The 18,314-nt window shown below is 73.3% G+C and carries 20 protein-coding genes; 9 read left to right on the forward strand and 11 right to left on the reverse strand.

Annotated elements, in window-relative coordinates; all coding sequences use genetic code 11:
* Positions 1 to 12 precede the first annotated feature (12 nt).
* From JX575_RS19040 to JX575_RS19050, 3 genes are all read right to left on the reverse strand, one after another.
* The gene (locus tag JX575_RS19040; protein ID WP_186339602.1) at positions 13 to 1,488 is read right to left on the reverse strand and encodes an oligopeptide:H+ symporter; all 1,476 of its coding nucleotides are present in this window, start codon (positions 1,486 to 1,488) and stop codon (positions 13 to 15) included.
* Between the two features lie 84 nt (positions 1,489 to 1,572).
* Positions 1,573 to 4,116: an ABC transporter permease gene (locus tag JX575_RS19045; protein ID WP_186339603.1), complete on the reverse strand. Its 2,544-nt coding sequence runs from the start codon at positions 4,114 to 4,116 to the stop codon at positions 1,573 to 1,575.
* A gap of 2 nt (positions 4,117 to 4,118) precedes the next feature.
* Positions 4,119 to 4,895 carry an ABC transporter ATP-binding protein gene (locus JX575_RS19050; RefSeq protein WP_186339604.1) on the reverse strand — a complete coding sequence of 259 codons (777 nt, stop codon included), beginning with the start codon at positions 4,893 to 4,895 and terminating at the stop codon, positions 4,119 to 4,121.
* A gap of 152 nt (positions 4,896 to 5,047) precedes the next feature.
* Between JX575_RS19050 and JX575_RS19055 the strand changes: the two genes are divergently transcribed.
* The gene (locus JX575_RS19055) at positions 5,048 to 5,650 is read left to right on the forward strand and encodes a LysE/ArgO family amino acid transporter (protein WP_241005261.1); all 603 of its coding nucleotides are present in this window, start codon (positions 5,048 to 5,050) and stop codon (positions 5,648 to 5,650) included.
* A 19-nt stretch (positions 5,651 to 5,669) separates the two neighbouring features.
* Here JX575_RS19055 and JX575_RS19060 read toward each other — a convergent pair whose 3' ends face one another.
* Positions 5,670 to 5,867, reverse strand: coding sequence for a hypothetical protein (locus tag JX575_RS19060; protein WP_186339606.1), 198 nt, complete (start codon positions 5,865 to 5,867; stop codon positions 5,670 to 5,672).
* 39 nt (positions 5,868 to 5,906) lie between these two features.
* On the opposite strand from JX575_RS19060, the gene JX575_RS19065 reads away from it, so the two are divergent.
* On the forward strand, positions 5,907 to 6,539 hold the full coding sequence (locus tag JX575_RS19065) for a hypothetical protein (protein ID WP_186339607.1): 633 nt from the start codon (positions 5,907 to 5,909) through the stop codon (positions 6,537 to 6,539).
* On the opposite strand, the gene JX575_RS19070 is transcribed toward JX575_RS19065, so the two are convergent.
* Positions 6,529 to 7,485, reverse strand: coding sequence for a WYL domain-containing protein (locus tag JX575_RS19070; protein WP_186339608.1), 957 nt, complete (start codon positions 7,483 to 7,485; stop codon positions 6,529 to 6,531). The genes JX575_RS19065 and JX575_RS19070 overlap by 11 nt on opposite strands.
* Before the next feature lie 94 nt (positions 7,486 to 7,579).
* Here JX575_RS19070 and JX575_RS19075 point away from each other — a divergent pair, with 94 nt between their 5' ends.
* Complete coding sequence (locus tag JX575_RS19075) at positions 7,580 to 8,275, forward strand: alpha/beta hydrolase (RefSeq protein WP_186339609.1); 696 nt, start codon at positions 7,580 to 7,582, stop codon at positions 8,273 to 8,275.
* Positions 8,276 to 8,296: 21 nt separating this feature from the next.
* Here the strand turns inward: JX575_RS19075 and JX575_RS19080 are convergent, their stop codons facing one another.
* Complete coding sequence (locus JX575_RS19080) at positions 8,297 to 9,283, reverse strand: protein kinase (protein ID WP_206054458.1); 987 nt, start codon at positions 9,281 to 9,283, stop codon at positions 8,297 to 8,299.
* A gap of 152 nt (positions 9,284 to 9,435) precedes the next feature.
* Here JX575_RS19080 and JX575_RS19085 point away from each other — a divergent pair, with 152 nt between their 5' ends.
* The 5 genes from JX575_RS19085 (at position 9,436) to JX575_RS19105 (ending at position 14,596) form a co-directional block, all read left to right on the forward strand.
* Positions 9,436 to 9,810 (forward strand): metalloregulator ArsR/SmtB family transcription factor, encoded by a 375-nt coding sequence (locus JX575_RS19085; RefSeq protein WP_186339610.1) that lies wholly within the window; start codon positions 9,436 to 9,438, stop codon positions 9,808 to 9,810.
* Positions 9,811 to 9,825: 15 nt separating this feature from the next.
* Entirely contained in the window at positions 9,826 to 10,314 is a 489-nt protein-coding gene (locus JX575_RS19090) for an SRPBCC domain-containing protein (RefSeq protein ID WP_186339611.1), read from the forward strand.
* Between the two features lie 71 nt (positions 10,315 to 10,385).
* Entirely contained in the window at positions 10,386 to 10,949 is a 564-nt protein-coding gene (locus JX575_RS19095) for a dihydrofolate reductase family protein (protein ID WP_186339612.1), read from the forward strand.
* A 40-nt stretch (positions 10,950 to 10,989) separates the two neighbouring features.
* Positions 10,990 to 12,828, forward strand: a complete 1,839-nt coding sequence (locus JX575_RS19100; RefSeq protein ID WP_186339613.1) for a Na+/H+ antiporter — start codon at positions 10,990 to 10,992, stop codon at positions 12,826 to 12,828.
* A 106-nt stretch (positions 12,829 to 12,934) separates the two neighbouring features.
* The gene (locus JX575_RS19105) at positions 12,935 to 14,596 is read left to right on the forward strand and encodes an FAD-dependent oxidoreductase (protein WP_186339614.1); all 1,662 of its coding nucleotides are present in this window, start codon (positions 12,935 to 12,937) and stop codon (positions 14,594 to 14,596) included.
* A gap of 4 nt (positions 14,597 to 14,600) precedes the next feature.
* Here the strand turns inward: JX575_RS19105 and JX575_RS19110 are convergent, their stop codons facing one another.
* Positions 14,601 to 14,975: a DUF1304 domain-containing protein gene (locus JX575_RS19110; protein ID WP_186339615.1), complete on the reverse strand. Its 375-nt coding sequence runs from the start codon at positions 14,973 to 14,975 to the stop codon at positions 14,601 to 14,603.
* A gap of 105 nt (positions 14,976 to 15,080) precedes the next feature.
* On the opposite strand from JX575_RS19110, the gene JX575_RS19115 reads away from it, so the two are divergent.
* Entirely contained in the window at positions 15,081 to 15,296 is a 216-nt protein-coding gene (locus tag JX575_RS19115; RefSeq protein WP_186339616.1) for a hypothetical protein, read from the forward strand.
* Here JX575_RS19115 and JX575_RS19120 read toward each other — a convergent pair whose 3' ends face one another.
* Genes JX575_RS19120 through JX575_RS19135 form a run of 4 tightly spaced genes read right to left on the reverse strand, consistent with a single transcriptional unit; the run spans position 15,297 to position 18,260 of the window.
* A complete protein-coding gene (locus JX575_RS19120; RefSeq protein ID WP_186339617.1) occupies positions 15,297 to 16,358 on the reverse strand; it encodes a hypothetical protein in 1,062 nt (353 codons plus the stop codon). It abuts the gene before it with no gap.
* Positions 16,355 to 16,894 (reverse strand): DUF4919 domain-containing protein, encoded by a 540-nt coding sequence (locus JX575_RS19125; protein ID WP_186339618.1) that lies wholly within the window; start codon positions 16,892 to 16,894, stop codon positions 16,355 to 16,357. The genes JX575_RS19120 and JX575_RS19125 overlap by 4 nt, the downstream gene beginning before the upstream one ends.
* Complete coding sequence (locus JX575_RS19130) at positions 16,891 to 17,949, reverse strand: hypothetical protein (protein ID WP_186339619.1); 1,059 nt, start codon at positions 17,947 to 17,949, stop codon at positions 16,891 to 16,893. The genes JX575_RS19125 and JX575_RS19130 overlap by 4 nt, the downstream gene beginning before the upstream one ends.
* Positions 17,949 to 18,260 (reverse strand): hypothetical protein, encoded by a 312-nt coding sequence (locus tag JX575_RS19135; RefSeq protein WP_186339620.1) that lies wholly within the window; start codon positions 18,258 to 18,260, stop codon positions 17,949 to 17,951. Before JX575_RS19135 ends, JX575_RS19130 begins: the two co-directional genes overlap by 1 nt.
* Positions 18,261 to 18,314 lie beyond the last annotated feature (54 nt).

Genomic DNA, 18,314 nt, shown 5'->3' on the forward strand with positions numbered 1-18,314 from the left:
CCGCGAGCACGGTCAGTCGACCCCCGCCATCAGCCGGTGGATCGGCTTCGAGGCGAGCATCACCACGACCCCGGTGACGACCGAGGCGAGGCCGACCCAGAGGAAGAACGGGGCCTCGTCGGTCTCGTCGTAGAAGCCGGCGAGCGTGCCGGCGAGCGCCGTGCCGAGGGCGATCGAGAGGAAGTAGAGCGCGATCATCTGCGTCGCGAACTTGCGCGGCGCGAGCTTGGTCGTGGCGCTGAGCCCCACCGGCGAGATCAGCAGCTCGGCCAGGGTGAAGACGAGCAGGATGCCTGCGAGGCCGAGCAGCGGCGCGGTGTTCTGGCCGCTCGGCATCAGCAGGAAGCCGAAGAACGCCACGCCCATCAGCGCCGTGCCCGCGCCGAACTTGAGCGGTGTCGCCGGCTGCCGTGTCCCCCACCGGGTCCACAGCGCCGCGAACACCCCGGCCAGCACGATGATGAAGACCGGGTTGATGCTGGTGACCCACGAGACCGGCATCTCCCACCCGAGGATGTCGCGGTCGAGGCGCTTGTCGGCGTAGATCGTCACCACGGTGAACTGCTGCTGGTAGAGCGACCAGAACACCACGTTGCACACGAACAGCGGCATGAAGGCGAAGATCCGGCTTCGCTCCGCACCCTGCACCTCCCGGTCGGCGAGGATCACCGCGAAGTAGGCGATCGCGGCCACCAGGCTGATGCCGATGACGATGGTGGAGAGGCGGGCGGCGGTGATCACGTCGACCCACACCAGGACGGCGACCAGGGCGAGGGCGAGCACCGCGACGGCGACGTAGCGCGGCCACCGACCCGGGGGCAGTGGGTTGGCGACGCGGTGCGTCTTCTCGGGCAGCTTGCTGCGGGTGGCGGCGTACTGCGCCAGGCCGAGCGCCATCCCGACCGCCGCCGCCCCGAAGCCCCAGTGGAAGCCGGCCTCCTTCTGCAGCAGGCCGGTCAGCAACGGCCCGAGCAGCGCACCGATGTTGATGCCCATGTAGAACAGCGAGAAGCCGGCGTCACGGCGGGTGTCGTGCTCGTCGTAGAGCGAGCCGACCAGGGAGGTCGCCGTCGCCTTCACCCCGCCCGAGCCGAGGGCGATGAGCACCAGGCCCACGCCGACGCCGAGCAGGCCGGGAAGCAGGGCGAGGGCGAGGTGGCCGGCCATCACGCAGACCGCGGAGGAGAAGAGCGTCCGCTCGGGTCCGATCACCCGGTCGGCGAGCCACGCGCCGAGGATGGTCGAGAGGTAGACCCCGCCGCCGTAGGCGCCCACGATGCCGGTCGCGACGCCCTCGTCGATGCCCAGCCCGCCCCGGGACGCGGAGTAGTAGAGGTAGATCAGCAGGATGCCCTGCATGCCGTAGAAGCTGAACCGCTCCCACAGCTCGACCCCGAAGAGGTTGGCCAGCACTCCCGGCTGGCCGAAGAAGCGGGTGTCGGACCGGTCCTCGAGACGGGTTCCCTGCGCGTCGCGTGAGTCGCTCACCTGTCCACGGTGCCACCGACGCCCGGATGCGTCAGCACCCGGGGCCGGTGGGAGCGGCGGACGACCAGGTGCTACTCCGTCGTGCTACTCCGTGGCGATCGCGTCGAGCACCTTCATCCGCGACGCCCGTACTGCGGGCACGATCGCGGCCAGCACCCCGAACACCACCGCGATCACCAGGAAGACCGCGAGCGAGCCGAGCGGCAGGGCCAGCACGGTCAGGTCCTCGGAGAGCGACTGGCGCAGCGCCACCCCGATGAGGAGTCCGACCACGAGCCCGAGGACCGCCCCGAGCACCGCGATGGTGATCGACTCGAGCGTGATCATCAGCCGCAGGCGCCGCCTCGAGAGCCCCACGGCGCGCAGCAGGCCCACCTCGCGGGTGCGCTCGATGACGCTGAGGCCGAGGGTGTTGACGATGCCGATGACGGCGATGACGACCGCGAGCGCGAGCAGGCCGTAGATCATGAACAGCAGCTGGTTGACCTGCTGCTTGATCAGCTCGGAGAAGCCCTCCTTGTCCTGCACCGTGACGATCGGCAGGTCCGCGACCACCTCGTCGAGGGCGTCGTGCACCGCGTCGACGTCGGCGCCGTCGGTGACGTTGATGCTGAGCGTGCTGTCGTTGCGCCGCAGCCCGGCGTCCTCGAGGACGCCGATGGGCATCGTCACGCCGTTGGTGATCGGCGTGTCCTCGAAGATCCCGACGACCTCGAGGGCGACGGTCCGACCTCCGGGGAAGGACGCCGGGATCGTGCTGCCCACGTCGGCGCCGAGGTCGCTCGCGGTCGACGCGCTGAGGATCGTCTGGTCGCCGCTCATGTCCTGGGTGCCGGCGCGCATGTCGAGGTCGTAGATGTCGCCGAACGCGTCGTCGACGCCCGCCACGAAGCTCTGGTCCTGGTCGACGAGGGCCACCGACCCCTGCATCCGGGAGACCGTGCCGACGCCGTCGACCTCGGCCATCTCGTCGCCCACCTGGGTGGGGAAGCCCTGGAAGCTCGGCGACTGCACGAGGAAGTCGCTGCGGAACTCGCGGTCGACCAGCTCGTCGTTGGTCGCGCTCAACGACGACGCCAGCACGCCCACGGCCGAGACCACGGCGAGGCCGATCATCAGCGCCGAGGCGGTCGCCCCGGTGCGCCGTGGGTTGCGCAGCGCGTTCTCGCCGGCGAGCTTGCCGGTGGTGCCGAAGAGCTTGTCGAACAGGGTGCGGCAGGCCAGGAGCACCGGGTGCCCGAGGACCGGCGCCATCACCGCGACGGTGATCACCCAGATCACCGCGCCCGCGCCGATCCACCCCGGGTCGGCGCCCGGTGCGCCGACCAGGCCCGCGACCATGAGCGCGCCGCCGACGACGAGGGCGAGGGTGCCCAGCACGAGGCGCCGGCGACCGAGTGCCTTCTCCTGGACGGTGAGGTCGTCGCGGAGGGCCGCCACCGGCGGCACCTTCGCGGCGCGGCGGGCGGGCACGAACGCCGCGACCATCGTCACCACGATGCCGACGACGTAGGCGGCGATCACCGTCGACGGGGTCAGCACCAGCACCTCGGACGCGATGTCGAGGCCCTGCGAGCGGAAGATCGCGGCGAGCCCGCGCGAGAGCCCGAGCCCGATCAGGAGGCCCAGGGTGGAGCCCAGGACCCCCATCAGGAACGCCTCGACGAGCACCGAGCGCGTCACCTGCCGACGGCTGGCCCCGAGCGCGCGCAGCAGCGCCGACTCGCGCACCCGCTGGGAGACCAGGATCGAGAAGGTGTTGAAGATGATGAACGCGCCCACGACGATCGCGATCACCGCGAAGGCCACCAGGAAGTAGCCGATGACGTCGAGGAACTGCCCGATCTGCTCGTCGGACTCGTCGATCACCTCCTGCCCGGTGACGGCGGTGAAGCCGTCGGGCAGGACGGTCTTCGCGGCGTCGGCGAGCTCGGTCTGGCTGGCCCCGTCGGCGGCGGTGAGGGCCACCGTGGTGTAGGCGTCCTCGCCGTCGAGGAAGACGTCCTGGGCCTCGCTCGTCTCGAGCAGCGCGAGCGTGGCGCCGGCCGTGCCGCCGCCGTTGAAGTTGGACGTGCCGACGAGCTCGAACTCCTTGCGCAGCTGGCCGGTGGGCAGCAGGAGGGTGACCTGGTCGCCCAGCTCGTAGCCGCCGCGCTCGGCCGAGGACGCGTCGAGGTTGATCTGGCCGGGCGCGTCCGGCCACTCGCCCGACTCGAGGACCAGGATCGGCTCGCCCGCGATGTTGACGCCGTCGTTGTGGTTGAAGACCAGGGTGGGCGCGCCGGTGCCGCCGACGAGCTTGCCGTCCTCCCCGAGCAGGTAGGCGCCGACCCCGTCGACCGAGCCGTCGGCCGCGGCGACCTCGGGCAGCGCGGCCAACCGGTCGACGGCCTTCGGCTTGATCAGGCTGGTGGTGCCGGCGCCGGAGGCCTGGAACGACACCTCGCCCTCGGTGCGCACGACGGCGTCGGAGGTGGAGCCCTCGATGATGTTGTCGAAGGTCGCGCCGAGGCCGTGGCTGAAGGTGAGGACGCCGGCGAGGAAGCCGATGCCCAGCACGATCGCCAGCGTGCTCATCACCAGGCGGACCTTGCGGGCCACCAGGTTGCGCCAGGTGAGGCGGAGCATGCTCAGCCCGCCTTGCGGGCCGCGGCGTCGCCGAGGCGGCCCATGCGCTCGAGGATCGCGTCGCGGTCGGGGTCGCGCAGCTCGTCGACGAGCTTGCCGTCGGCGAGGAACAGGACCCGGTCGGCGTAGGCCGCCGCGACCGGGTCGTGGGTCACCATGACCACCGTCTGGGCGAACTCGTCGACGCTGCGACGCAGGAAGCCGAGCACCTCGGCCGAGCTGGTGGAGTCGAGGTTGCCGGTGGGCTCGTCGGCGAAGACGATCGACGGGCGGCTCACCAGCGCGCGTGCGCAGGCGACGCGCTGCTGCTGCCCGCCCGACATCTCGCTCGGCCGGTGGCCCAGCCGCGGGCGCAGGCCGACGGCGTCGATGACTGCGTCGAACCACTCCTTGTCGGCCTTCTTGCCGGCCAGGTCGAGCGGGAGGACGATGTTCTCGCGCGCGGTCAGGGTCGGCACGAGGTTGAACGCCTGGAAGACGAAGCCGATCCGGTCGCGGCGGAGCGTGGTGAGCGCCTTGTCCTTGAGGGCTCCCAGCGACGTGCCGTCGACGACCGCCTCGCCGGACGTCGGGGCGTCGAGTGCCGCCAGGCAGTGCATCAACGTGGACTTGCCGGACCCCGAGGGACCCATGATGGCGGTGAACTCCCCCTTCATCAGGTCGACGGTCACGCCGTCGAGGGCCCGCACCTGCGCCTCCGCCGAGCCGTAGACCTTCACCAGGTCACGTGCACGTGCCGCCACGCCCTGCGGCGCCTCTCCCGTGGGCTGCTCACTCATGTGAGGAAGTCTGACAGGGGGCCACGCAGCAGGGCCATGGGATAACACCCGCAGCGGACCCTGACATGTGTCAGGGCCGGGGCAAGGGTCCGGTGAGGGCCGGTGAGGGCCGGCGAGGGCCGGCGAGGGTCCGGCGCCCTAGGTTGGCACGCGTGGGAGACGTCGTCGCAGGGCTGCTGACCGGTCTGGCGCTGATCGTGGCGATCGGCGCGCAGAACGCGTTCGTCCTGCGCCAGGGGCTGCGCCGCAGCCACGTCGGGCTGGTGGTGGGCGTGTGCGCGCTGTCCGACGTCGTGCTCATCGTCGCCGGGGTCGCCGGGATCGGGGTCGTCGTCGACCGTGCGCCGTGGGCCGTCGAGGTGGTGCGCTGGCTCGGCGTCGCGTTCCTCACCGGCTACGGCGCGGCGTCGCTGCTGCGTGCTCGGCGGCCGCAGGCGCTCGACGCGGCGGGCGGGGAGGTCGAGGCCCGGCGGGGCGTGGTGGTCCGGGCGGTGGCGCTGACCTGGCTCAACCCCCACGTCTACCTCGACACCGTGCTCCTGCTCGGCTCGATCGCGGGCACCCACGGTGCGTCCGGTCGCTGGTGGTTCGCGCTCGGGGCGTGCGCGGCGAGCCTCGCATGGTTCGCCGGGCTCGGGTACGGCGCCCGGCTGCTCGCGCCGCGCCTGGCGAGCCCGCGGGCGTGGCAGGTGCTCGACGTGCTCGTCGGGCTGGTCATGCTGGCGATCGCCGTCCGCCTCGCCCTCGGGGCCTGAGCCGCGCGGCCGCGCCGCCTCAGACCTCGGTCGTGCCCGACCCGTCGCCCGACCCGCCGCCCTGCCGGGCGAGCGCCTCGTCGTGGCGCGCGCGCAGCCGCTCGCGGATCTCGTCGGGCTCGTAGTGGCGGCGCGCCCGCTCGTCACGCGCGACGGCGGCGCCCGTGGCGACGCCCGCGAGGATCCCCGCCAGGCCGAGCCACTTCCACACGCGCATGCGGCGAGCCTAGCGCCGTTCCTGCGGCAGACTGCGCGCATGGCATCGGCCCTGACCCTCGACCAGGCGGTCGACCTGACGCGCAGCGGCGACATCTGGCTGTTCCGCGGCCGGCGGGCGCCCGACCGCGCCATCCGCGCCGTCACCAACGCCCCGGTCAACCACGTCGGGATGGCGGTCGTCGTCGACGACCTGCCGCCCCTGATCTTCCACGCCGAGCTCGGCCGGTCGCAGCTCGACGTGTGGACCGGCGCCCACCACCGCGGCGTGCAGCTGCACGACCTGCGCGAGGCGGTCGGGCGGTGGCACACCGACTACGACCAGGACGCCTGGGTGCGCCAGCTCGCGCCCGAGATCGGTGCCGAGGAGGAGGACGGCATGCTGCGCGCCGTCGCCCGGCTCGACGGGGTCTCCTTCCCGAGCATGGCGCGGCTCGGAGCGCGCTGGCTGCGCGGCCGCGACGCCTACGTCCCCCACCGCGAGCGGGGTCGGCGGGTCACCCCGGAGGCGGCGTTCTGCGCCGAGGTCGTGGCGACCTGCTACATGGAGATGGGCATCCTGCGCGACGACCGGCGGGCCACCTGGTACGACCCGGGCACGTTCTGGAGCGGCGACCACCTGCCCGTCGCGCCCGGCTGGACGCTCGGCACGGAGGTCGCGGTCAGTCGCTGACCGCGCGCCCGAGCCGCTCGGCCACCACCGCCACCGCCGCCCGGAGCTCCGCCCCACCGGCCACCGTGAACGGGAACGGGACGCCGGCCAGCCACTCCCCGGCGTAGGCCTCGGGGTTGCTGGTGCTGCCGAGCAGCTCGCAGCGCCCGCCCGGCAGCTCGCGCAGCTCGCCGATGGTCGGCCGGATCCACGGGCGTACCTCGTCGAGAGGCGCGTCGAAGACGACGTGCGTGTCGTGCTCCCACCCCTTGGCGAGGTTGGCCTCCAGCGCCGCGGCCGGGTCGAGGTCGGCCGGCACCTCGAACGTGCCGTCGAGCAGCTCCACGGCGGTGATCCGGTCGACGCGGAAGGTGCGCAGCGCGTCGGCGTGGTGGGAGTGGCACAGCAGGTACCACCGGCCGTGGCGGACCACGACCGACCAGGGGTCGACGACGAACGTGCGCTCGCTGCCGGCCGCGGTGCGGTAGCCCACCTCGACCTGCCGCTGGGCCGCCACCGCCGCGACCAGCTCGGTGGTGACCTCGGGGTCGGGACGCACCGGGGTGCGCTCGGGGACGGCTCGCGCCGTCTCCCGCACCGCGACGGCCTGGCGGGCGACGTTGGTGGGCAGCACCCGCAGGATCTTGCCCAGCGCAGCGCCGACCGGGTCGCCTGAGTCGGCCACCGCGTGGTGGGAGTCGAGGGCGGCCATCACGAGACCCAGCGCCTCGGTGGCGGAGAAGACCAGCGGTGGCAGGCGCAGCCCGCGCCCGAGGGTGTAGCCGCCGTAGGGACCGCGGGTGGACTCGACCGGGATGTCGGCCTCGCGCAGGATCGCGACGTAGCGCCGCGCGGCCCGCTCGGTGACCCCGAGCCGTGCCGCCAGGTCGGCCGCGGTCGTGCCCGGCCGCGCCTGCAGGATGTCGAGCGCCCGCAGCGCGCGGGCGGTGGGGCTGATGTCGCTCACCCGGACATCCTCGCACCGGTTCCGGACGGAAAACGTCCGCAACCGGTCCTAGCGTGGGGCGTCGAGGGTCGACACCCACCACCAAGGAGGACCCATGGACATCGTGCTCATCCCCGGACTCTGGCTCGACGGCTCGGCCTGGGACGACGTGCTGCCCGAGCTCGAGGCGCTCGGCCACCGAGGCGTACCGGTGACGCTGCCCGGGCAGGGCGACGGCGCCCCCACCGCGACGTACGACGACCAGGCCGACGCGGTGCTCGCCGCCGTCGACGCCGCCGAGGGCGCACCCGTCGTGGTGGGGCACTCCGCCGCGTCCACGCTGGCGTGGGTGGCCGCGGACCGGCGCCCCGACGCCGTGACGGGCGTCGTGCTGATCGGCGGCTTCCCGACGACCGACGGCGAGACCTATGCCGACTTCTTCGAGACCGACGGCGACGCCGTCGCGTTCCCGGGCTGGGAGCCGTTCGCCGGACCCGACTCCGACGACATGTCCCCCGAGCTCAAGGCCGAGGTCGCCGCAGGCACCCACCCGGTGCCCGTCGGGGTGACCAAGGGCGTGGTGCGCTGGACCGACGAGCGGCGTCACGGCGTGCCGCTGACCCTCGTCTGCCCGGAGTTCAGCCCCGCCCAGGCGCAGGAGTGGATCGACGGCGGCGACGTCCCCGAGCTCGCCGCCGCGACGGCCCTCGAGCTGGTCGACCTCGACTCCGGCCACTGGCCGATGTTCACCCGGCCGGCCGCCCTGGCGGCGCTGCTCGACGCCGCGGCCACCCGCTCACGGATCGGCTGAGCGGGGTCGGCCCGGCGGGACTCAGCGCAGCAGCTCCTCGGGCCCGGCCGCCACCGTCGGGACGTCGGCGGGCGCCCGGCCGGCGGGCTGCACCGCCTCGAGCGGGGTCGCCGGGGTGAGCGGCGTGACCGGCAGCACGACGTAGCCGCTGTGCACGCCCGAGGCGAGGTCGACGCCGACCTCGACGAGCTCCGCCGGGGCCATCCCCAGCGCCACCGCCACCGCGACCGCGCTGTCGGGTCGGTCCGCCGGGTCCTTCTGGAGCAGCGACGCGACGACGGCGCGCAGGTCCTCCGGCACGTCCTCGCCCAGCGGCGGGGGCGGCTCGTTGACGTGGCACAGCGCCGTCGCGATCGGGGTGCCGCGGTCGAAGGGACGCTTGCCGGTGAGCATCTCGTGGCCCACCACGCCGAGGGCGTAGAGGTCGCTGGCGCCCGTGGCCTGCTCCCCGACCGCCTGCTCGGGGCTGATGTAGTTGGGCGTGCCGAGCATCTCGCCCACCCGCGTGTGGCCGATGGCGTCGATCGCGCGGGCGATGCCGAAGTCGGTCAGCTTCACCAGGCCGTCCTCGCGGACCAGGATGTTGGCCGGCTTGACGTCGCGGTGGACCACGCCGGCCTCGTGGGCGGTGCCGAGCGCGAGGGCGGCCTGGCCGAGGATCGAGCGCACCGCCTCGGGCTGCATCGCCCCGTGCTCGCGGATGACCGCCGAGAGCGGCAGTCCCGGCACGAGCTCCATCACGAGGTAGGTCAGGTGGTCGTCGTGGCCGTAGTCGAAGACGGTGGTGATGTTGGGGTGCAGGAGAGCCGCGGAGTGGAGCGCCTCGTCGCGGAAGCGCTCGGCGAAGATCTCCTCGTTGTCGGGATCGGCCCGCATCACCTTGACGGCGACCTCACGCTGCAGGACGTCGTCGAGGCCGCGCCAGACGTCCGCCATCCCGCCGGAGGCGATGCGCTCCTGCAGGACGTAGCGGTCACCGAGGCGGAGTCCTTCCACGAGCCTGTGCACGGGCGTGTCCCACTTCCCTCGGAGGAGGCGCGTGAGGGCGCCCAGGCTTCAGATGCTACTCCGCTGGGTACCCCGTTCCCGCGCCGACGACCGCGCTCCCACCCCCACGGGTGCCTTGACAACATACAACCGACCGGTTGTATGTTGTGGGCATGGACAGCGACGAAGACCGCGCGGACGCCTGGTTCCACGCGCTCTCCGACCGCACCCGGCGCGACATCCTGCGACGCGTGCTGGCCGGCGAGCACTCCGTCTCCGCCCTGGCCCGCAGCTACGACATGAGCTTCGCCGCCGTGCAGAAGCACGTCGCCGTCCTCGAGCGCGCCGGACTGCTGACCAAGCGCCGTCAGGGCCGTGAGGCCCTGGCCAGCGGCGACGTCGAGGCCGTGCGGTCGGTGGGCGCGATGCTCACCGAGCTCGAGGGCCTCTGGCGCGGCCGCATCGCCCGCATGGACGAGCTCCTCGCCGAGCCCGCCCCCGCACCACCAACCCGTCCCAGCCGGACCACCAGCACGGGGACCACCTGAAGAACGGACCAGACCATGCCCGTCACCGACGTCACCCATGACCTCGACGCCCTCACGCTCACCATCACCGCCGACTTCGCCGCCCCTCCCGAGCGCGTGTGGCAGGTCTACGCCGACCCGCGCCAGCTCGAGCGCGTGTGGGGACCTCCCGGCTACCCCGCCACGTTCGTCGACCACGACCTGGTCCCGGGCGGGCGGATGACCTACTACATGACCAGCCCCGGCGGCGACCGGTTCTACGCCTACTGGGACGTCGCGACCGTCGAGCGGCCCCACCGGTTCACGTTCACCGACGGCTTCGCCGTCGACGAGACGTTCGCCGCCAACCCCGACCTGCCCGAGTCCCAGCAGGTCTACGACTTCAGCGAGACCGCGGACGGCACGCGGGCGACGTTCGTCTCGACCTACGCCGACGCCGCCTCCCTCCAGAAGGTGCTCGCCATGGGCGTCGTCGAGGGCTCCACGCAGGCGATCAACCAGATCGACGGCCTGCTCGCCCCCTGACGCCGCTCCGCCCAGCCGGCCCCGCCAGCCCAGCCGGCCCCGCCAGCCCCAGAGCACAGGAGGCTCCACCCATGCGCACGATCGTCATCACCACGTTCCTCTCCCTCGACGGCGTCATGGAGGCGCCCGGCGGCGGCGACCACCCCCACGCCGGCTGGACCTTCAAGGACGTCGAGCCCGACATGGCCGCCTACGACATCAAGGGCCGCGAGACCGAGGAGGCCAGCGCCCTGCTCCTGGGCCGGCGCTCGTACGACGAGTTCGCTCCCGTGTGGCCCTCGATGAAGGAGTTCACCACCTACAACGCGATGCCGAAGTACGTCGTCTCCACCACGCTCGAGGGCGACACGGTCCCGTGGGGCGAGGGCACCGTCTCCGTGCTCCGCTCCCTCGACGACGTCGCGGCGCTGAAGGAGACCGAGGGCGGGGAGATCCACGTCCACGGCAGCGCCCAGCTCGCCCAGGGCCTGGCGAAGGCCGGGCTGGTCGACCGCTACACCCTCCTCGTCTACCCGCTCCTGCTCGGCAGCGGCAAGCGGCTCTTCGGCGAGAGCGACAAGACCAGGCTCGAGCTCGTCGAGCACGCCGCCTACGACAACGGCATCCTGCTGCAGCGCTACGACGTCGTGCACTGATCCTCTGGCGCGACGTCCGGTTCTGCCGGACCCTGTGTCGGTGGAGCTCGCCCTGCTGCTCGTCTCGATGGCGGCCGTCGTCCTCGCGGTGACCGCCGTCAGCGAGCGGCTGCACGTGCCGGCGCCGCTCCTGCTCGTCGTCGTCGGCGCGGCCGCGGCCTACGTGCCGGGCGTGCCCACGATCCACCTCGAGTCCGAGGTGGTCCTGCTGGGACTGCTGCCGCCGCTGCTCTACGCCGCCGCGATCCAGACCTCGCTGGTCGACTTCAACGCCAACAGAGGCGCCATCCTGCGGCTGTCGGTGCTGCTCGTGGTGGTCACGGCGCTGGCGGTCGCCGTCGTCGTGGACCGACTGGTGCCCGGCCTGGGCTGGGCGGCTGCCATCGCGATCGGCGCCGTCGTCGCGCCGCCCGACGCCGTCGCGGCCACCGCCGTCGCGCGACGCATCGGGCTCCCCCGCCGCGTGGTCACGATCCTCGAGGGCGAGTCCCTCTTCAACGACGCGACCGCCCTCGTGGTCCTCCGCACGGCCGTCGCCGCGCTGTCCGCCGGCGTGACGGTCGCCGCGGTGGCCGGTGACTTCGCGCTGGCGGCCGGCGGGGGCGTGCTCATCGGGGCCGCGGCCTTCCTGCTCGTCGCCCCCCTGCGCACGCGCCTGCGCGACCCGCTGATGGACACGGCCGTCTCGTTCCTGACCCCCTTCGCGGCGTTCGTGGCTGCGGAGGAGATCCACGCGTCCGGCGTCATCGCGGTCGTCGTCGCCGGGCTGCTGCTGGGCCACAAGGCGCCGCTCATCCAGACCGCCCAGTCCCGGATCACCGAGCGGATCACCTGGCGCACCGTCGCGTTCGTGCTGGAGAACACCGTCTTCCTCCTCATCGGCCTCCAGCTCGACTGGATCCTCGAGGGCGCCCGCGCCTCCAGCCTGCCCGGGTCCCGCATCGCACTCGTGTGCGGCGCGACCCTCCTGACCGTCGTGGTCGTCCGGCTCGTCTACATGCAGGCCACCGGCTTCCTCCGGCGCCGCGACCCCATCCCCGCCTCGTGGAGCTTCCTCATCGGCTGGGCCGGCATGCGGGGCGTGGTCACCCTCGCCGCCGCGTTCGTCATCCCCGAGGACGCACCCCACCGTGAGGTGCTGCTCCTCATCGCCTTCACCGTCGTGGCCGGCACCCTGCTCGTGCAGGGGCTCACGCTGCCGCTGGTGACCCGGCTGCTCGACGTCCCCGCGCCCGACCCCGCCGAGGACGCCCTCGCCCGGGCCTCGCTGCTCCAGCAGGCCGCCGACGCGGGCTTCGCCCGGCTCGACGAGCTGGAGTACGACGACCACCACGGCGTCGCCGCCCAGGTCCGCGCGCGCGTCGACCAGCGGACCTTCGCGGCGTGGGAGCAGCTGGCCACCGCGTCCGGGGAGGAGACGCCGTCGGAGCTCTACGCCCGCATCCGCGGCGAGATGATCGAGGCGGAGCGGGCCAAGGTGCTGCGCGTGCGGAGCAGGGGCCACGTGCCGTCGGAGGTCGTGAGCCAGGTGCTCGGCATGCTCGACATCGAGGAGTCGATGCTCGACGCCGCCACCTCGGCGCGCGCCGACGTACGCCGCAGCAGCCTGGCCCCCACCGGCGGCCGCTCCTGCCGCGATCTCGCGGAGCACCCGGTCACGCGGACCGCGAGCGACCCGGCCTGCGCGGAGTGCCTCGTCGAGGGCACCCGGTGGGTGTCGCTGCGCCAGTGCCTGAGCTGCGGGCACGTGGGCTGCTGCGACTCCTCGGTCGGCAGGCACGCCACGGGCCACTTCCACGAGAGCCTGCACCCGGTCGTGCAGTCGGCCGAGCCCGACGAGTCGTGGCGCTGGTGCTACGTGCACGACATCACCGGCTGACTGACCCCTCGTCCTGGGTAGTGAGGGACGGACTGGTCGCTCCGGGGCCCGAAAACCGACCAAACCGTCCCTCACTACCCAGTCCGGGCGCGACTACGCTCGGCGGATGGGAGCGCCCGCGATCGTCATCGCCTCCACCCACCACGCCGCCGAGCTGGGTGAGGCGTTCGCCCGCTACGAGCGGGAGTACGACGTCCGCCACGTCAGCGACGAGGTGATGGCCAAGGCCACGGCCAAGGAGCTGGTCCACTCCGGACACCAGGTCGCCCTCTTCGTCGTCGACAGCGACCACGACCGCGACAAGCTGGTCGGACTGATCAACGGCACCCGCCAGGCGGTGCCCACCTCGCGCCGGCTGATCGTCACCCACGTCAGCCGCTTCCGCGAGGACAACCAGACCTTCCGCCACGCCGTCGCGGCCGGCAAGGTCGACGCGCTGCTGCTGATGCCGCAGGGCCCCCGCGACGAGGAGTTCCACCTCGCCGTCGGCGAGCTGCTCAACGAGTGGAACGCGACGGTGGCGACACCGGTCGTCGAGAGCGTGCGCATCATCACCCCGGAGAAGGACGCCCTCGCCCGCGACCTCCTCGACTACCTCGCCCGGGTCGGCATGCCGGCCGGGGTGCACCACCCCGACAGCGAGGTCGGGCGCCGGGTGATGGCGACCTGCCCGGACGAGGTCGGCCACTGGCCGGTCGTGTCCTCGCTGGCCGGCTGGTCGGGGCACTGCCCCGACGTCCGCTCGCTCGCCATCCGGCTCTACGGCCGCCCCGACGAGATCGACGTCGACCAGGTGGTCGACCTCGTGGTCGTCGGCGCCGGGCCGGCCGGTCTCGCCGCGAGCGTCTACGCCTCCAGCGAGGGACTGTCCACCGTCTGCCTGGAGGCCGAGGCCATCGGCGGGCAGGCCGGCACCAGCTCGATGATCCGCAACTACCTCGGCTTCCCGCGCGGCATCTCCGGCATGCGCCTGGCCCAGCGCGCCCGCGGCCAGGCGCTGCGCTTCGGCACCCGGTTCTTCACCGGCTGGCCTGCGACGGGCATCTCCCCGTGCGCCGACGGCGACCACCACGTCGTCCACACCGACGGCGGCGACGTGCACGCCCGCACGGTGCTCGTCTCGACCGGCGTCGACTACCGCCGCCTCGGCGTGGAGTCGCTGGAGGACCTCGTCGGGCGTGGGGTCTACTACGGCGCGGCGATGGCAGCGGCCCGCGAGCTGGCCGGCGACCACGTGGTGGTCGTGGGCGGCGGCAACTCCGCCGGCCAGGCGGCGGTCCACGCCGCCCGGTTCGCCTCCGCGGTGACGCTCGTCGTGCGGCGCCCCGACCTCCGGGAGACCATGTCGTCCTACCTGATCGACGAGATCGAGTGGAACCCCCGCGTCACCGTGCGCACGTGCACCCGCGTCGTCGACGGAGGCCCCGACGACGTCGGGCAGCTGGCCTGGCTCGACGTGGAGGACGTCGACAGCGGCGCGCGGGAGCGGGTCGAGGCGCGCGGGCTGTTCCTCCTGCTGGGCGCGTCACCGGAGTGCGGCTGGCTGCCCCCGACCGTGCTGCGCGACGACCGCGGGTTCGTCCTCACCGGTCGCGACGTCGGGTCGGAGCACTGGGTCGACGGCGTTCCTCCCGCCGAGCTGGCCACCACGCTGCCGGGCGTCTTCGCCGGCGGTGACATCCGTGCGGGCTCGATGAAGCGGGTGGCGTCGGCGACCGGCGAGGGGGCCTCGGTGGTGGCCTCGGTCCATGCCTGGCTCGGCCGATAGCCGCTCAGAGCGTCAGCAGCAGGAAGACCACCGCCAGCGCGGGAAGCGTGCCCTGGATGAGTGCGGCGCGGGCCTTGGTGCGGTCGTGGGTGACCAGCACGAGCGCCGCCGCCAGCATCGAGCCGGTGCCGGCGAGCGCGAGGGCGCGGCCGACGTCCTCGTTGCTGCCGAGCAGGACGACACCCACGCCTGTCGTGATCGCCAGGAAGAGGTTGTAGAAGCCCTGGTTGTACGCCATCGGCGCCAGCAGCGGCGCATCGGCCTCCGCCACCCCGAACGCGCGACGCGTCGCCGGCTCGGTCCACCGGAACGACTCCAGCACCCAGATGTAGACGTGCAGGAGTGCGGCGGCAGCGAGCACGGCGGCGAGGACCGTCATCGACCCACCCTAGGCTCGCCTACCCCTGAGTGGGTGGCACGTGGGCACCGAGACGGCCCAGACTCCCTCCCGGCAACCCCGCCCCCGATCCTCGAGGAGGACCACATGGGACGACTGATCGGCATTCTGCTGGTGATCTGGCTGGTGATCGGCGCGTTCGCGGCGTTCCAGCGCGGCTACTTCGACGACACGAAGACCAACTGCTCCGAGGCCAGCGACATCGCGCTCAACATCGTCGCCGGGCCGCTCAACTACACCGGCCTCAACCCCAAGGTCGACTGCGTCGACGTCGACATCGACACCCCCGAGCCGAGCAAGTAGTCAGGCCCCCGGCTTCTCGAACGTGGTCGCCGGGTCGCCCGACACCCGCCAGGCGAGGATGCCGTCGCGCGGGCTGATCGCGTAGATGCGCGAGCCGTCGGGCGACACCAGCACCGCGCGCGGGGTGTCGTCGGCACCGACGAGCGCCCGCACGGCGTCGTCGCGCCAGTCCCAGAGCTGCACCTCCGGATCGTCCTTGACGCTCGCCACGACGGTGTCGGCGCCGAGCCACGCCAGGTGGTCGCCGGCGGCGGGGAGCGCGGCCTCCTCCTGGCGCGTGGCGCTGTCCCAGACGGTGACGGCGGCGCCGTCGTCGAGGGCGAAGGACGAGGTCGCGAGGGTGGTGCCGTCCGGGGCCCAGGCCACGTGCCCCTGGGGCGGCGCGTCCAGCTCGCCCACCTGCTCGCCGGTCACGGTGTCGTGGAGGCTCGCCGGAGCGTCGGACGCGGCCACGGCCAGCGTCGGCGAGCGCGGGGACCACGCGACCGCCACGGCGTCGCCCCCGGCGTCGATCCCGGGCTCGACCGCGGCCACCTCCGCCGGGTCGGCGACCGACCAGAGGCGTACGACGCCGTCGGCTCCCGCCCCGGCGAGGGTGTCGCCGTCCGGTGAGAACTCGAGGTCGCGCAGACTGCCGCCCGCGGCGTCCTGGACGACGGCGGCGTCGTAGGCCTCGACCGAGCCGACCTCCTCGCCGGTCGTGTCGTCGAGGAGGACCACCGACACGGTCCCGCCGTCGATCCGGTCGGTCGCGACGAGCCCGGCGGTGCTCCACGCGACCACGCCGCCCCCGTCCCACCGCCCGTCGAGGGTCCCCTCGCCGGTGGACCACACGCACAGCTCGCCGTCGCACGGCACCGCGAGTCGCGCACCGTCGGGGCTCAGCGCCGCGGAGTCGCCGGTGAACGCCACGCCGGGCACCTGCGCCACGTCACCCGACCCGGCGTCACCACCGTCACCGCCCCCGCTGCGGTCCGCCTCGGGCCCGTCGCCGGAGGAGCAGCCGGCGAGCGCCAGGGCCGCCACGGTCAGCACCGCCGCCACGGGGAGGCCCGACCTCATGCACGCACCAGGCCGCTGACGTCGAACCACGCCTCGCTGCCGTCGTCACACTCATGCCGGTCGAGCGAGCGGCCGTGGACGGTCAGGAGGCTCTGCTGCCGCGAGGTCCGCCGGTCGGCACGCAGCACGTCGTACTCGTCACTGACCCGCAGCACGCTCCACGGGCGCTCGCGGGTGCCGTCGCCGGTGCTCCGGATCGACTCGAGCGCCAGCGCCTGGAGGGTGCGCTCGGCGCGCACCCGGGCGTCGTCGCCGAGCCCGGCGTGTGCGGCGGCGAGCGCCGCGTGCGCCGACGGCGAGAAGAACGCGCCCGGCATCGCGGCATGCACGAGCGAGGCCGCCTCGGCATGGTCACCGCGAGCGAGGGCCGGGCCCGCGAGGGCGACCACGTCGAGGCCCGGATCGAACCCGGCCGAACCGCGTACGGCCTCGCGCAGCGCCGCGAGGTCGGCGGCCGACCGGGTGCGGGCCCACACCAGCGCGAGGTCGGACAGTGCCGGCCCGTCGGGCGGGGGGTGCGCGGTGTGCGCGCTCATCGTGCGTCCTTCCTGATCCGGTCGAGGTCGTCCTTGTCGAGGTCGTCGAGGTAGTCGCCACCGGTCTCACGGGCGTCCCTCTCGACGGGCTGGTCACGATAGGCCTCGAAGCCGTCGACCTTCGATGTCTTGTAGTCGTCGAAGTTGTCGCGCCACTGCTCGACCTCCTCCTGGCTGACGCCGGGGGGTCCGTCGTAGTCCTCCCACCACCACCAGGGCAGGTCGTCGACCGCCTTGTGCTGCTCGGCGTGGCGGACCTCGTGGGCGACCGTGCCGAGGATGGTGGGGTCGTCGAGGTTGCCCTCGTCGATGCGCAGCACCCGGTCGCTCTCGCTCCAGCTGCCGCGGGAGTCGGTGGAGGGGTCGTCGTCCTTGCCGTCGCCGTTCCGGTCCTCGAGGTCCTCGATGCGCACCTCGAAGTCGTCCACGCCGGCGTCGCGGGCCTGCTGCTCGGCGATGTGCGTCAGCACCCGACGGCGCTCGGCGTCGGACATCGAGGCCCAGTCGCGCGCGACCTCGGGGTCGGCGACGTACTCCGGGCCGTCGTCGCTGAAGGACCCCTGCGGACGGGCGGCCACGAGCGCCGAGTCGACGGCGTAGGCCTGGTCGAGGGCGTCGCCCACCCGCGCCGCCAGGGCGGACACCGCGCTCTGGCGGATCGCAAGGTGCTCGCGCGCCTCGAACTGGTTGTCGAAGGTGCGCCGCGGCCCGACGTCGCTGACGGTGCCGGCGGCGTCGACGGCCAGGTCCTGCGCCGCCGCGTCGCTGAGGATGTCCTGCACGGCCTGCTCGATCCGGGTGACCTGGCCGATCTGGGCGTAGACCTCGCGCTCGAAGCGGGCCAGGCCGTCGATGTGCCTCGTCATCTGGGCCACGAGCCCCACCTGCCGGGTCAGGGCGGACAACCGCGCGAGGCCCGTCCAGCCGGCGGGGACCGCGTCGGACTCCACGGCGTCGCGGGCCTTCTCCAGGGACAGGATGTCGACGCGGAGCGCGTCGCTCGCCGCCCTCACGCCCGCGGCGCGCCAGGACCTCAGGTCGCCGAAGGTGATCATCACCTGCCTCCCACGAAGCTGCGCAGCCACTCCTGGAACGCCTGGGCCTTCGCGTCGGCGGCCTCCGCGTCGGTGGCTGCCGCCTCGAGTCCGTCGGCGAAGTCGTCGACCGACGACGCCCATCCGTCGATGCCCTCGTCCCACGCGGTGGCGAACTTCGGCATCACGCTCGCGGTGCTGCTGCCGGGGAGCGCACCCCCGAGCGTTGCGACGGCGTCCGAGGCGTCCGCCGCCCGGGCGTCCTTGGCCGCGGAGCGGAGGTCGCTCGCGGTGCTCCGGAGCTCGGCGGGCTCCACCTGGTAGGTCGACATGGAGAGTGGATGCCCCGCCGCGCCGCGCGCCAAACCGCGGCGACCAGCGCCTGT

Source organism: Nocardioides sp. zg-1228, assembly GCF_017086465.1.
Lineage (GTDB): Bacteria > Actinomycetota > Actinomycetes > Propionibacteriales > Nocardioidaceae > Nocardioides.

Bases quoted from the DNA above. Each gene is read 5' to 3' on its own strand.
- JX575_RS19045 (WP_186339603.1), bottom strand. From the start codon at position 4,116: ATGCTCCGCCTCACCTGGCGCAACCTGGTGGCCCGCAAGGTCCGCCTG.
- JX575_RS19050 (WP_186339604.1), bottom strand. From the start codon at position 4,895: ATGAGTGAGCAGCCCACGGGAGAGGCGCCGCAGGGCGTGGCGGCACGT.
- JX575_RS19060 (WP_186339606.1), bottom strand. From the start codon at position 5,867: ATGCGCGTGTGGAAGTGGCTCGGCCTGGCGGGGATCCTCGCGGGCGTC.
- JX575_RS19065 (WP_186339607.1), top strand. From the start codon at position 5,907: ATGGCATCGGCCCTGACCCTCGACCAGGCGGTCGACCTGACGCGCAGC.
- JX575_RS19075 (WP_186339609.1), top strand. From the start codon at position 7,580: ATGGACATCGTGCTCATCCCCGGACTCTGGCTCGACGGCTCGGCCTGG.
- JX575_RS19085 (WP_186339610.1), top strand. From the start codon at position 9,436: ATGGACAGCGACGAAGACCGCGCGGACGCCTGGTTCCACGCGCTCTCC.
- JX575_RS19090 (WP_186339611.1), top strand. From the start codon at position 9,826: ATGCCCGTCACCGACGTCACCCATGACCTCGACGCCCTCACGCTCACC.
- JX575_RS19095 (WP_186339612.1), top strand. From the start codon at position 10,386: ATGCGCACGATCGTCATCACCACGTTCCTCTCCCTCGACGGCGTCATG.
- JX575_RS19105 (WP_186339614.1), top strand. From the start codon at position 12,935: ATGGGAGCGCCCGCGATCGTCATCGCCTCCACCCACCACGCCGCCGAG.
- JX575_RS19110 (WP_186339615.1), bottom strand. From the start codon at position 14,975: ATGACGGTCCTCGCCGCCGTGCTCGCTGCCGCCGCACTCCTGCACGTC.
- JX575_RS19115 (WP_186339616.1), top strand. From the start codon at position 15,081: ATGGGACGACTGATCGGCATTCTGCTGGTGATCTGGCTGGTGATCGGC.
- JX575_RS19120 (WP_186339617.1), bottom strand. From the start codon at position 16,358: ATGAGGTCGGGCCTCCCCGTGGCGGCGGTGCTGACCGTGGCGGCCCTG.
- JX575_RS19125 (WP_186339618.1), bottom strand. From the start codon at position 16,894: ATGAGCGCGCACACCGCGCACCCCCCGCCCGACGGGCCGGCACTGTCC.
- JX575_RS19130 (WP_186339619.1), bottom strand. From the start codon at position 17,949: ATGATCACCTTCGGCGACCTGAGGTCCTGGCGCGCCGCGGGCGTGAGG.
- JX575_RS19135 (WP_186339620.1), bottom strand. From the start codon at position 18,260: ATGTCGACCTACCAGGTGGAGCCCGCCGAGCTCCGGAGCACCGCGAGC.